Source organism: Candidatus Velamenicoccus archaeovorus (genome assembly GCF_004102945.1).
Taxonomy (GTDB): Bacteria; Omnitrophota; Gorgyraeia; order Velamenicoccales; family Velamenicoccaceae; genus Velamenicoccus; species Velamenicoccus archaeovorus.
On record NZ_CP019384.1, the window covers coordinates 48,120 to 63,371 of the forward strand.

The following is a 15,252-nucleotide window of genomic DNA, read 5'->3' on the forward strand; positions in this document are numbered from 1 at the left end:
ACAGGAGATATTTCAAAAGGAAGACCTGTTTTTGGCAACAGGGGTAGCTTCGTTGGGACGGGCGTTTCTCTTGCTTTAGAGCCGATGAGGCCTTCGGGGGTGACGTCATCCATTTCCTCTCTTATTTCACGCTCTGTGTTTACGAACGAAATAGATGTGACTTCTTCTTATAATCCGACTACCATTGCCTCTTCTTTAGTCTTACAGCCTGTTTCTTTAAATGCACTTTCTCAGCAGATTACTTTGCCTACATTGCAAAGCCCATCGTCTATCAGCGATGAGGACGAGAGAGGATATGCTATTGATTCTTTGAGTTCTCCTGCGAGGTTTGCTGATCTTGGTTCTTCTGGCATTTCGCCGCAGATATTTTTTGTGGAAACAGGCTGGTGGTCTGGGAGGGAAAAGAGAACAGGAGAAGTCAAACTTAACGGGCCTGATTATCCTATTTCGCAGACTATTCCGACATTGCGAAGTTTTGTTTCTCGTTTCGGTCGACCTGTCGAAGTGGGAGGCTATTTTATTGGTTTGAATAATTCACAGAAATTGACACATCTTGTGACGCCGTCGCTTGTCATAGGCGTTGATGCTAAGCCGTCTGATTTTGACAAAATCGGAGTCAATTGGATGAGAGTCATGCCCGCTGTTGAGCTTGGCTCTAATCAGTTGGGTCTCAAGTTGATCGCCTCCACTCTCGGGACGCAGCCAGGCCAGTTCCAGGAAGTAACCATGTTCTTCCCGCAGTCACGATTGGTCTTGGATAGACCCATGCATAGATTGCTGACCGAAGAAGCAAGAGCGAAGATATTCAACGGCGGAGACGTATCTCAGCTTTCTGATGAAGAGATCAATGGCCGCATTAGAGAATTTATTGTTAATAGGGGATATGATACTTTATCGCCGGATGTGTTCTTTGAGGCACCCTATTTTGATAAGAACGGTCAGCGCGCAGGAAATGTCAGGGTTTTGGATGCTCCAATTCCTGTTGAAACCTTAAGCTCGGAGCGCTTCTTCTTGCCAACCGCAGAGTTTGACCTTAAGACTCTTTTCAGGAATTCGTTTGAAGATGGAAGATTCTACGGCCGTGTCCATACGCACTATACTTTTACAGATTTGGATGTGGCGAGTAGTGCTCATCTCCAAGAGATGCGTAGACTTGATGCAAGATTTGAGGAGTTGTTAACGCCATTTGACATGATGGCACTCATGGGCAGTGGCAACATGAATAGCTTGCTCGGTGAGTTTTATAATGGTGCGCCGCTTAAGAGCCGCGAAGTTCTTAGTGGAGTTGTTCTATTCGATGCTATTACCAAGAAGCCAGTTGGTTCTTCTTTCTTGGATTTAGGGCGTATTCCTCAGGATCAGAAGTCACTGAATCACATTACGATAACGACCGTAGCTGCGCACGCCGCATTGGAGAGTACAAATATTAACTATGGTGTAGTTAAAGAATTCTTCGGCTTGATGCGGCAGTATTCTGCGCCTGACTTGAGCCAGATTGATTACATCGCCAGCTCGCCTGCGACATCAGTGACGTCGCTCCAGCAGACACAGCAGGAACAGGTTAGGCTCAGAGAATTAACGGGTTCGCTTGATGCGAAGTTGATGGAAGCGCGCGCGGCCGAATCCGCTACGCTCGCTACCTTTAATATTAATGAAGCGCCGGTGGATGTGCTGGTCAATGCGCTTAGGAACAAAGGATTCGCCAGCGAGCTGCCTGCTGCAGAGCGGCCCGCTGCTTTGGTCAATGTTGCCCAGAACATCAGGGTCCAGGCCCAGGCAACACCGTTCACGTCGCTTGAAGACCTGCAGAGGCGCATGCCCGAAGTTGCCGGTTATCTCGGCCCGCAGGTCAACTACATGAAGATTCCGTCCCTCTCCGCCTCCTCTAATGAGACTTTAAGGTCTGGCCTCAAAGTCTCATTAGCCGGCTTGAGTTCGCCTGCCGAAAAGAAGATCAATGAGATGGCGCAGGAAGAGCTTGATAAGCTTCTCAGGGAGTCTGGTGTGTCTGCCGATGAATTGGAGGCGATCGAGCTGGTTGATTTGGCCAGGACGACCACACTGAGCGGCCATCAGGCAGACGATGTCTCGTTGGAAGAGATGAGCCGCCAGAGGACATATATCAAATGGCGGCCGGGCAGCGGCGTCATCAGCACCATGCAGGCGCCCGATCTGGTCGTGAATCACAAGAAAGACATTATTTTCGAGATCGTCAACAGGACAGGCGAGATCAGGTGGTTGGATAAGGGCGCTCTTGTCTCCGACAGGGAGATGGCGGCGGGCCGCCAGGCTGCAACGAATCTCTGGAAGCAGCGTTATGAGAACAAGCCTGAATTGCCTGATTCCTCGAAGTCGTCGCCGGCATCCATCTTCAATGTCGAGATACCGGCGATCCCGTTGGGCCGTTCCACCGAGGCGCTCCGCAACCGTCTTGACGTTTCCATGCCGTCGGCAGCGGCTTACAGCAGGGCGTTCTATGTTGACGAAGCCGGCCCGGTCCAGGGAGTTGACGTCAACCCCGCCGAGATCAAGGCGCGCAATGTGGATATGGAAGAGCTCCTGATTACCAACGACATGGCCCAGGCCGAGTTCATGTCGACAGGCTTTGCGGGATGCAAGGTCTTTGCTTTTGAGGGTACGAAAGACAACAGGCCTGTCCTTGGGTTTGCGCATCTCGGCAGCGATCATTTCATGGAATCCGCCGCGCGCATCAAGGAGATCTTTGAGGCTGAGGGCATTAAGCCGCAGACCATTATCCTTGTGCACTCCATGGTGTCGCCGGAAAGCTCCTATCTGCAGCAGAGAAACAGGCGCGATGAATCCTACATGAAGGCGATCTTCGAAGGCGCAGAGATCAAGATCCAGAGCAGGCCTGAGCTCATCAAAGAGGCCAGGTTCACCGCAGAAGGCCTCCAGTTCCCGCGGGCGGTGCTGCCGACGCTGATCGCGCCCACGACCATCTCTTCGCCGGCGCAATATTATCGCGCCAGCAGGCCGGTTTACGTCGTCAGGGGCGCCAACGTCAGCAATGCCGACAGCAAGACGATGAGCCGCAGGAAATTCCTGAAGATCGGTTTGGGCGCTGCGGCCGTCGCTGCGGCCGTGGGAACGGGCGTCGTCAATTACGACGTCTTCTATGCGCCATACACAGATACGGTCCTTGAGTTGAAAGACGGGACCATGGTCCATATCCCCGAGCTGAACGATATGGATCTCGTCAACCTTTTGAAGGGCCGCACGTCTCAAGAGAAGCATTCACCGCTCTATCAATACCTGGCCGATATCGATACCGGCGTCTTCGGCATGAATATCCTGAGCGTCAACAGGCTCGAAAAGCTTGTCCGGCAGAAACAGGAAGATGACCTGCTTTACCGGCTTGATCCCAACAGCGGCCTGGCCGAGATGATGCTCTACCAGACGAGAAAAGCAGCTACGGCCCTGGCGCGCATGAGGATGAACGACAATGTCCGGGTCATGGCAGATGCGGCGCACAGGCTGCAGCTGGATCCTGCTCTCGTGGCCGCCATCGCCTTGACGGAGCAGATCGACAATTCAGGCAGCGCCCAGACGGAAGATCTCCTCAGCTTCTATGCCAATGTGATCCCGCAGGATGGCTCTGTGGGATTGATGCAGATCAGGCCGTCGACGGCCCTGAAGATGCAGGGCGAAGAAGGCGGTTATTTCGCGCGTCTCAGCGCGGCCTGGAAACTTTTGAGGAACGACAGGTTTAATATCCAGACAGGTTCCATGTATCTGCGCGCCCTGGCCAACGAGGGTGCTTCCAAGCATGGCCTCACAGACTTGGCCTTGCCTTCCAGCAGGTGGAGCGAGGAAAGCAAGCTTAAGGTCATGGCCAGCTATACGGCCAATCCATTCACCGACAGGATCATGAATCTGGCCACGCCTCCGTTCGCGGCGTATGCCGCCAAGAGCAGGGAAGAGGCGGGCAAGCGCGACGTCCAGGAAGCCGCGGTTTACGCGCATACGGCGTTGGCCGGAGAGAAGCTGATACGCAGCATAGAATTCTTCCCCAGCTCGCCCGCTGTTAATGAGACTTTAAGGTCTGGCCTCAAAGTCTCATTACCGGGGGTTGTTTCTTCGCCGGCAGGGATTCAGCAGGTTATGGAGCAGTTTGGCCGGAGGGACATCTCCCTTAGCCAGCATAGAGGCCTGATCGATGAGGCCAACGCCCTCCTGGCGGATCCGGCCAATATTAAGATATTTATGGATTGGATGAGAGAAAATGCGCAGGGGTCTTGGACTGATGTCTTGCCGGCGATGAAGGTCGGCCAGATCGTCCCTGTGCTGCCGGCCAGCCGTATCGAGACACAGAGTCTGATAGGGGCATTAAAAGCAACGCGCACTTCAGAGATCGCCCTGTCTTTGTATAGGCCCGAGGGGACGACCTTCGGCGCCAGCGATTATATCCTGACCCGCGGGGCAGGCAATAATAACGTCCATCTGGTCAGCTATGGCGCCCAGGGCCTCCAGCAGATATTGACGGATGCTTCTGCGTTTGGCCGGTTCCAGGAGCTCGGTTTTGCCGGTGATTCGCAGGCCGTTCTGTTGGCGCAGGCCTCTGTGGGGACGCTCGGGTTCGGCAATCTTATTTACAGGGGCGCCAGCGAATTCGTCCACACTCATCCTTTTGAAAATGCGGTGACGCCTTCGCCTGCCGATAAGAATTTCTATGATATGCGCAGGACTCTTTCTTCGCCTGCTGCGCTCAGCCGCAGGGACTTCTTGAAGACCGCAGGATTGTCGTTTGCCGCCATCTCTGCGTTTGGTCCAGAGTATCTGTTTGCGGCCGATGCGCAGACGAAGATCAGCGGCATCCGCATGAAAGGATTTGATGCTGCGGAGCTTTCCAGGATCAGCAACTCGCTTAGACAGATCAATGCCAGGACGCCGGACCTTCTGGATGTGGCGCGACAGGCAGGCATTACATTTGTGAGAGAAGACAAGACGTATGCGGTCACGGCCGGCCAGATGGATTGGGCCGCCAGGGAATTGAAGTTCTTCAACGGATGGCAGGAAGGTATTTCCGACCTGACAGGCCACATCAGCCATGAGCTCGGCCACGCGGTGGCCAACCAGGCCGGTGAAGGCTTTAAGAATGCGCTCAGGAATATCGAGAGACAATTTGGCGTCGATTACGAGACGACGCGCACCAGCAGGGAAAACCGCAAACTGATGGTCGTGTTTGGCGCCAGGGACGCATTCATGGAGCAGTACCTGACGCCTTACAGCAGCGTTGATGCGGATGAGACAGCGGCAGAGCTCATAAAGAGTTTCGTCACCCAGCCGTCGGAGTTGACGCAGGCCATTTCGACGAAACCTCTGGTCGCGGCGCAATGGAACGCCTTGCAGAAGTTTGCTCCCGCCGGCCTGAGGCTCGATGTCTTGATGCCGGCTGGTATGCCGGTTTCTTCGCCTGCGAAGATCCAGCCGATCGCGCCTATCGCACAGACGGCGCTTGACCTGAGGAACCGCCAGCAGCAGCCGCAGCAGGAAAACAAACAGATCGCCTGGGAAGAAACCAAGCCTGTTGACTTCGGGCCTGCGGCGATCGTCACGATTTCCGACGAGGCCCGCCGCCTGATGGAACAGGAGTCGAAGAAGGCCGGGTCCGCCGAAGATATTTCTTCGCCCACGTCTCTTGAGGGGCCCAAGACAGCAGTCATGCAGAACGATGCAACCCTGTCCTTGCCGGCCACGGATACAAGGATCGTGTATACGCCGCTCAATAGCTGCCTGGCTGTTATGGCCCGGAACGTCAGGACGGGAGAACGGCAGGTGGCCCATTTGCTTGCCAGCGGACACCGCGGCGAAGACTATTTCGTTGTCGGCGGCACAGGCAATCTGTTGAACGACAGGATCCTTTCCGAAGTCGAGTATTTGTCGGAGAAACTGGGCGATATCAAAGGTCCTGATTGGCGCGTTGCCGTTATCTCTTCTGATCCGCAGACCAATATCCACGACGTTAACCTGAACATCATCAGTGTCGAGGATATCAAAGGCTTCCTGGAATATCGCAACGGCGTTGCCGGAAATCATATCGTTTCCGACCTGGCGACGAATGCGAAGGACATCAACAGGACGGCTTATCTGGATGCTGAAGGCAATGTTTCCGTCGTTGAGGGTGACGGGACGGTGAAGGACGTGGCCGGCCTGGCGCACATCGACCCGCTGTCTTCGGCCGCGCAGCCGATCATTCCTTCGTTGGTGCGCATCTCCGGCAACATGACGGATCCGCAGATTTCGGCTGTGATGGCAGACATGCGCGCGAAGGTCGCCGGTCTTCAGGAGACGGCTGAAAACATGCTTAAGGGCGAGCCGTTGACAAAGGCGCAGATCGCGGCGTTCAAGGAAACGGCTGACGCCATTGATCTCATTCCCGACACCCTTGTCCGCGACGAACTGCGTGTTATGGTTGCCGAAAGCATTGTGCCGGCGTGGACTGTCGCCATGCTGTACGGCACGCCTCATTTCACGCCGGATCTGATAGACCTTGGTTTGTTCCGTAGTGCCATGGCACGGATGGAGACAACCCAGGCGCAAGCGGTTTTAAGGAATGTCGCCGCAGGCAAGACAGTTTCTTCTCCTGAGAGTCAGGCGCCGGGCGTTTCTTCCGCCGCGCTTTCTTATGCTTATAAAGGCCCGGTTGAATTCGAGGGGGCCAAACTCCAACAGGACCTCTATCGCCGTATGACTCTCAAGGAAGTCCTCGGGCACGACGCGTTTGTTTCTCAGAGCCTCTTCAATATCCACGGCGTTTTGGTTTCGCCCCAGGATATCGCGCAGATCCGCATCAAAGAGGATGGCCGCGGCAGCCAGAAGCATGTTTATCTGGCGGTTGCCGAGCTTAAGGACGGGCGCAGCTTTGATTTTGCGCTCAAGCTCGCCATCAACAGCGCGGCCAATTTCGACTTCCAGCCGCAGGAGACATCCAACCTCGGTAAGCTCAGCGGCAGGGGTAACGTCCCATTGCCGAAGTTCGGTATGGCGATAGAGACCGACGAATTCAAGGCCTATAGCGAAGAATTCATCAATGGCTATACCATCGCCAACAAGAAAGTCCCCAAGACTCCGGAGATGATCCGTTCCGTCACGGCATCCTGGATGAGGGTGAATCTCTTTATCAGCCATTTTGTGAATAAGGTTCCTTTGACGGACACTAAGCTCTACACCGTCAAAGATATGGCGTGGCACAACATCATGATCCCGGCTGATGCCGTGGGCCGGCCGGATCTGACAAGGGCGCCTGTCGTCGTCGATGTGGGCGCCACCATCAGGCGTCAGCCCAGCGCCGCGCTCGTCGAGATATACCGCCATTACCAGGCTTATGACGGAGCGGCCCAGGGCGTCTTTTTGGGCGTTATGGATGTGCTGGGCCAGAACCAGGGTATGATCTATCTGCAGGAGGCCCAGAGAGAACTTCATCGAAAGTATTCCAAGGATGCGGTCGAGACTAAACTGCAGGCGTCCCTGGAGTCTTTCCTCGGTGAGCGCGGCATTTCCTCGGCTGCGACAACTTTGACGCGGCCTTCCGTCGCCGATATCAGCGAGACATTGAGAAGCTCCGGTTACGGCGTACGCGTGGAAGACAGGGTGCGTGCCGCACAGGCGATTTCACAGCTTGCTGTGAGCTCCACGGAATCCCTCCCGACGTTGTCTGTAACGGCGATCAATGCGGAACTTTCTTCTCTTGACCTGCCGGAGTTGACGGCTCTTCAAGTGGATGCGCTTGAGACGATCGATGCCCTGAGTGTTCCAATCACAGAACTTGAGCCGTTGAGCCAGCCGCTCGTCGTTGACTTGGCACCGTTGCCGGCGCTCCAGCCGTTGGCCCTGTCCATGGCTGCCGGCACAGGTATAAGCGCCTTTGCCTCAGGCACGAGCTTTGGTGTCATGTCCGGCATGCCAGGCTTTGGTCCGGGATTCGGCGGATTTGGCGGCACCCTGAGCTCTCCTTCAGAGTTGCCTAAACTGCCTGACCTTGGCCGTTCCAGAGAGGCCTTACCTCATAATGTTCTTCCGTCTCTCCAGGGACCCGCGCGGTTCGACAGGTCTGACAGACAGGCGTTGCATCCGATTGCGGTTCCTTCTGTACTGCTCAATGCGGTCAATGTGCCTCTTGTTTCTATGCAGAGCCTGACGCCTGTTGAGGCCCAAAAGAAGCAGGAAGAGGCGTCTCCGGCTTCAAGCCAGGAAGTTCCTATGACGCCTCCTGCGCCGATCTCGACAGGCGTAGCTGCCCAGGCCAATGCCCAGGCGACCAATACAGCTTCAGGCGCAATACCTCAATATGGCAATCACGCATCAGTCTTCTTGCTGAGCAATCCTGCTACTTCAAGGCTGATGCTTGATGTTCTTACCTATGGTCCGTCGGCCCAGGAGATCGCTGGTCTTGTTTCCATGGTCAACGGAGTCTCTTCTCCTGCCAGATCCCCAGGTGTTTGGGCGCCGGCTGGAAGTATCCCTGCTTCCAGTTCGGTGTATCACCCATGGGAATCCACTGCAACTGGTTACGGCAAAATATTGGTTGTTTCTTCTAACTCTTTAGAAGATAAAGAGTTAGGCAGTGTCACCGGAAATATTGAGATTTCTGGTGAGGCAGGTGCCCAGAGTGTAATCTGTCCTGATCGAAGGATCTCTGGAGACCTGGTAAGCGCGAGAAGCACAGTAGTTGATCGGGCGATCTTAGGTGTGGCGCCCAAGGCAGAAGGCCTGGCCACCGTGAAACTCACGCCGCCTAACGTGGGCACGTTGTATGGCGCAACTGGGCTGGAAGCCAGGATCGATGGGAGTACGCCAACTTCCATCGCGGGCATGCCTCAATTAAGGTATGCTGCGGTCAGCGAAACGCTCGCAAGCGCATCTCACGAGGATCTTAATAGAGTAGGTGAGACAGGTGCCCGGGGTGTATCATGTCCTGCGGTTGGTCAAAGGACTTCCCTCGTCACCCATGACAGCGCGAAGTACGATAGAAACACGATAGAAACGACCGGTCTTGAGACCGGCAGGCTCATTTATGCGGCAGAAACACAGATCCAGGCCGAAAGGAGCTTAAGCGATCTCAAGAATACATATACCCTCAGCGAAGAAATACCCTTCTCGCGGATAGAGGGACTTTTTGTACCTGGTCTCCTTGAAAATTCCCCGAATTCCACCGAAATCGTAACACTTTCTTCACCGGCTCTTCAGACAACAACCTCGTTCTTGAAGAATGCTGCCGTTCAGAGCCGCCAGCGGTTGAGCCACTTTGTCCAGAAAGAGCTTCTCTATGCGGTGATTCTGGTGGCTACAGCCTTCTCCGGCTACGAAGTCATCAATCATCATCCTTATCTCGCAGCTATTGCTCCGATGTCGGCATGGTTTGTGCTTTCTATCCTGCGTAGCTATTCTATGCTGGGCTTCGGCATTGCCAGCGTCTTTGTCAAGAAGTACCAGCCGTTGGCTCCTGTGGCCGATCAGGGGCTGCCCAAGATTACAGTCCAGATCCCATGCCGTAATGAGCCGTTTGATGTGGCCAAGATGACCTTGGATTCAGCGATGGCCCTGGATTATCCGAAACACCTCCTTGAGATCCAGGTGATCGATAATTCCGACATAAGGACAAAGGACGGGTTGCCTAACAGGAATTATGAGTTGCTGAAAGCTTATGCCGAAGAGCATGCAGGCCAGAATGTCGTCTTTATCCACAGGGATGGCACAGAGGGATATAAGGCGGGGAATTTGAATCTCGGTATGCAGACGGCCCGTGGTGAATTCATCTTGATCCTTGATGTGGATTCCACCATTCTGCCGTTTATGTTGCGTCAGGCCCTGCCGGAATTCTATGCAGACAGCAAGCTCGGCTTTGTCCAGCTTGAAATGGTCGTGACCAACAAGAATGAGAACAGGCTCGTTAAGACATTGGCTGTCGGCACTGAAATCGGCAGGTCCCTCGGGACCGTCCGCACGAAGTACGGCTTCACCACGTTCGGCGGCCACAACGGCATCTGGCGTTCCAGTGTCCTTGAGGAGATTGGCGGCTGGCGTACCACTGTTTCCGAAGATCTGGATACGGCCATTGAAGCCAGACTCGCAGGATATCACGGTAAGTATATTCCGTATGTCGTGACGGGCGAGTGGGCCCCAGAAACCCTTGTTGAGTTCCAGAAGCAGGTCAGAAAGTGGTCTTTCGGCACGACCCAGCTTTTCCTCGGCAGGACCGGCAAAATCTTTAAGTCGAAAGAATTCAAGTGGCAGGAGAAGGTCGACCTCTTCCTCCATCTCTCGACTTATATTACCGCCGGCTTCATTATTCCACTTGCCTTCGGTTATGAATTCTTGCCGCATACGCCGTCTGTGACAGCCAGCCTCTTGTTGATCTACGGCAGCCCCATGATTCCTATTCTTGCCAAGAGCATCAGCGAATTGAGGGCCGGCAATACGGCGAAGGCCATTAAGATCGTCGGCCGCATCCCGTCGCTGACCGGTATTTTCAATACGGTTGTTCCGACGATTGCCATGGGGACGCTTGCGGCCGTCGCAGGCAAGAAAGAAGGATTCAGGATCACCTTCAAAGGCAAGGCTACCCAGCCGACATTATATGAAGTCATCAAGAGCAATGCGTTCGGTCTCTCTGTCGCGGCGCTCTATTTTGCCTTCAAAGGTTTGTATGCTCAGAATCTGAGCGACGTTTCTATCGTGCCGGCTCTGGCCATGGCGAGCATGTTGTTTGGGCCGTTCCTCTATAGCGATTTCACTTGGAGAAAGAAGATAGAAGCAGCGCCGGCCATGGAAGCCCCGGTTTCAATAGACGAAATACAGGAAAGCATTTTTGCCGATTTGGCACAAGGCGCATCTTTCAGAGGGTTGGCGGGGGCCTTGACGAGCGGATATGCCTCTCTTGAAGCGCGCCCTGTCACAACGGCTTCGGTGAATGATGACACTTTTTCGTCGACGATCAGCTCACCGATGACAAAAGCCGCCGGAGTTTCGCTCAAGAGCGCCATCGAAGAGAAATTCAACGGCCTGCAGCACACGGTCGGACCGACGAGAATCGTGTTCTCTGCCGATGTCTTTGAACAGGAAGGCATGGAGAACGTCGTTGCGGCGGAGATCAATGGCTTCTGGAATCCGAGGGCTTCCGAGTGCCCGGCCCTGGAATATCATCCGGCGGCCAGAAGGGGCAATAAGATCCTTATCGTTTCCACGTCCGTCGAGTTTACGCCTGCGGGCATGGACGTCAAAGAAACCAATGTCAATTATCTCAAGGCCAACGGGATCGGGACATTCACGATGGCCGCCCTCAAGGACATTGTGGCCGCCTATACGCAAGGCCGCGCCAGAAGGACCCATATCGTCAACCAGCCGACCATTGCCGTCTTGCATCAGGCCGCTTTCGATTACGGCCGCAGCTTGAGCGATGCAAGGGTTTCCGCCCTCTTGACGCAGTATCCGCAACTCATTGGCATGAACGGAACAGTATTGCCGGAAGCCCTGGCGGCCATTATGGGCTTGACCACGTCTCCTGGCATCGAGATCGCAACGATGAGAGACAGCTATGTGACCGTCCTTGTGCCGGCCCTCGAAGCCTTGGAGGAGAATGGTGTTGTTCTTGAGACGATCCCGGCTGTCCTCCAGACGCCTCTCGTCCGCGTCATGGAGAAGACCGGTTATGCCAACAGCCGGTTTGAGTTCACGCCTTCGGCTTGGGACGAGGACCTTCAGATCCATACGAGGAAGATCAATATCACGAGCGATGCGGTTTCTCTCTCCAGCCCCTCGACCTTGCTCGGGACGTCCTCTTTCGAGGAGGCTTCGCGCTCCTCATCGGTAGGTATTAAACCTTTTGTCTTAGCCGATTCCTCCAGCCCGGCCAGCATCAGCCGCAGGGACTTCTTGAAGTTCGCTGGATTGACGGCGGCGCTGGCGGCTGTTGATTCCCTGCCTTTTGCTTCGCCTGTGTTCGCTGCCTCCAGAAAAGCCGCAACAGTCAAGCTGGATTTCGAGAAGGTCGAACAGGCCGCAGGGAAGATCGAGTTCATGACCAACGGCGAAGTCAGCGCCAATCTTATCTTTGCGGTCATGAGGGCTGAATCGAATCTGGATATTCATGTCGGCGTGGCCGCAGGCGCCCGCAGCGTCGTCCAGATCCAACAGAATGCGATTGGCGCGGTCCTGGAGTATGTCAGAGACCTCGTGAACGAATATGCCTCCAATAATCACCTGCCGGCCTATGAACACGCCACCTTGATGACCTTGCAAGGCCTCTTGACCTGGAATGGCATGGCGCGCCTGGATGTTGCTGACGCCGCGACGCGCAGGCTCCTGAATAGCGACAGGAAGAGAGCTGTATTGGCCAGGGAGATTTACAACAAGATGGTTCGGCCGCAGCATTATACCTATGCGATGGCAGGCGCCTCTGCGTATCTGGTGGTCTTGATGGCGCCGTATGCTTCTTTTGCCGGCCGCCAGGCGATGGGGATCGCGGCTTACGCGTGGGGACCGGGGAATTTGAGGGGCTTTGTTGAAAAATATCAGATTACCTCCGACAAGCAGTGGCAGGAAAGCTTCGGTAAGCTGCCGTTTGACGTCAGGAACCACATCCAGAAGATCGAGAACAACGGCGGGTTTGTCAAGCCGGCGGCCGTCAGCTCGCCTGCCGTTAATGAGACTTTAAGGTCTGGCCTCAAAGTCTCATTAACTTCTTCATTGATGGCTGGGCAGAAGACGGTATCGTCGCCTGTCAGCCGCAACAAGGCGCCTTCAGCGGATACGGCTGGGATCGAGCGCGTTGTTGATCAGGTGTTCGTCAGGATCGCCGCGGAATTCGAAAAAGAAAGAGGATTGGCCGAGGGTCAGAGGGTCCTGAATTCCAGAGGAGATGCCTGGAGGGAAGACAAGGCTGTCGCCCAGAAAGAAGTCAGCCGCAGAATGGCCGCCGGCGGGAAGGTCGAGGCTTCCACGAACTCTGGAAAATCCTTCTCCATCATCGCGTCGCTCGAAGCCGTGCTTGAAACGATGCGCAAGGCCCATCCTCGCTTGGCCGCCCGCGTTTTTGATAAGTCGCCGGAACTCGCCGCAAGGAACGCCCGCATGGCCGGAAAGATCCTGCCTCACAGGAAGATATATTATTTCGTCACCGAAAGGGCGATCGGCGGCCGGGAAGAGGCGGTCAAGGCCACTTATATTTATGATCCGGCGACAGGAGATTTGAAGAGGGTCGCGGGGACCGATCCGCAGCAGATACGCACGGCCGCCTACAGAGACGGCGAGATATTCTACGGCATATCCAGCGAATTCGCCTTTGACCAGCGCTACGAAGCGGATATTGCTTCTTCCACGCAAGAGCAGGGACAGGCGTCAAGGGAGTGGGCGACCATCAAGGATGAGATCCACAGCGAATCTTCCGATCACATCATTTCAGGCCAGCAGGTCGAGGGTTGGGAAGGCATCAAACAGATGATCGTTGCCGCCAAGGACATCGTCGGATCCCTGGTCCTGGACCGCCACTACACGAAGGACGACAGCCAGGAGCTTATCACGTTCACCAAGAAGGGCGACGAATTCTTAAAGGCGAACATGCCTCAGGAGGCCAACGGCGACTTCGACGAATGGCAGCACCGCGTCAAGCAGGCGTTGACCGCCTATTATTATCACCATGCCGGATTCAGGCATTTTGTGCACGACGGCCGCACCGAGATCGTCGACGAGAAGAGCGGGCAGCACATGGTCGGCCGCCGCTATAGCGACGGATTGGGCCAGGCCATCGCGGCGCTCGAGGGCCGCGAGATCGAGCCCGAGACAGAGACGCTTTCGCGGATTTCCGAAGCCGGCCTCCTGCGCCTGGAGAACAACATCCTGTTCGCCGGTTGCTCGGGAAGCATCAGCGAAGCCGCCGAGGCGGAGATCCGGGAAGTGGATCCGCAGACGACGGTCCACCGGATGCCCGCATCGGCCAATACTGAATTGGATGTCGAAGCCCCTGTTCTCTTCGCCAGGCCGCGGGATGGCGCGGATGACCCGAGGACGGCGGCGCTGGTCCGGGATGTCGTCGAGACCTATGGGCGCGACAAGGACAGCTGGTCCTTCTTTATCAAGGCGCACGCCTACGCGTCCGCCGTCGCCGAGGCATTAAGGGAGAAATTGATTGCAGCGGGTATTCCTGCGGAAGCGATCATCCTGTTGACCGCCGCCAACCAGGACCAGACAGAAGAGCTGGTGAGGCGGTTGACCGCGGAAAAAGGTTTGATCGCCATCGTCACCAATGTTGCCGGCACGGGGATCGATATCCAGGCGGAACAGATCCACGGCTATTCCGGGTATTGCGATGTCTCGGAAGAAGAGGATATCCAGGCCCGCGGCAGGATCCGCAGAAAAGGGACCTGGCAGAGATATTGGTCTTTAGGGGACGACATCTTTGCGCGGCAGCATCCCGATGTCGTGGCCGAAGCGGAGAGGATTTTGGGCAGCCAGATCGGCCGCGGTTCGCAAGAACCTCTCGAGGGACAGGTGGTCGAGGCGATCGTCGGCGCATTGAGGCGGATCATCAACGAGCAGCGCATCGCCGCCAACCGCGTCAGACAGCAGGCCGAAAAATCCTACGAAGCCATTGAAAAGGAACATCAGCAGCGGCGCAGCCAGTTCTTGACGGTGGAGAGGACCAGACAGTGGCTAAGGGACCGGCTGGGGGCCAAGGCGGCCGACGCGTTAAGCGACGACGAAGTCAGACAATACGGCATCATCGCGCTCAGGATCCTGGGGCTTAGCTGGCAGGAATTCAACGCCGCGACAGCCAAGGCCAGGAGAAGGATCAATGATCTGGCCCGCGAGTTCAACGCCGGATGGAGAGGAAGGACCGGGGTGAAATTCAGCGCGGCCGTGGAGTATGAAAAAGCCCTGGCTCTGGCAGCCAAGACCACCATCAGGAATGAAGAGATCCTCCTTTATGAACACATTATTAAGAAAATCAGAGGAAACCAGCCGTTGTCCGCGCGGGCCCCGAATTCGTTGTTCAGCAGGATGCGGGTGCGCTCGGCGGCCTTCTTTGCGGTAGGGACGGCGGCGGCCGTGGCCGGCGGATATTATTTTCTGAAGGCCGGCATCGCGGCCAAGATCGCCTCATTCTTCGGTTTCGGCGGATGGGTCGCGGGGCTCAAGGCGGCGCTTTTGGCGCATCCGATACTCCTGGCCGCAACCATCGTATTGGTCGTATCCGGCGTCGGGCTTCTGTGGATGGTACAGAAGATGGTCATCCAG

General features: G+C 55.6%; 1 protein-coding gene (cut by both window edges). It reads left to right on the plus strand.

All 15,252 nt of this window come from inside a single coding sequence — locus BU251_RS00160, peptide arginase family protein (protein WP_128698900.1), on the plus strand. Of the gene's 119,061 coding nucleotides, 18,294 precede the window and 85,515 follow it; the stretch shown corresponds to coding positions 18,295-33,546 (codon 6,099, complete, through codon 11,182, complete); the first codon wholly inside the window starts at position 1. Both codon boundaries (start and stop) fall beyond the window edges.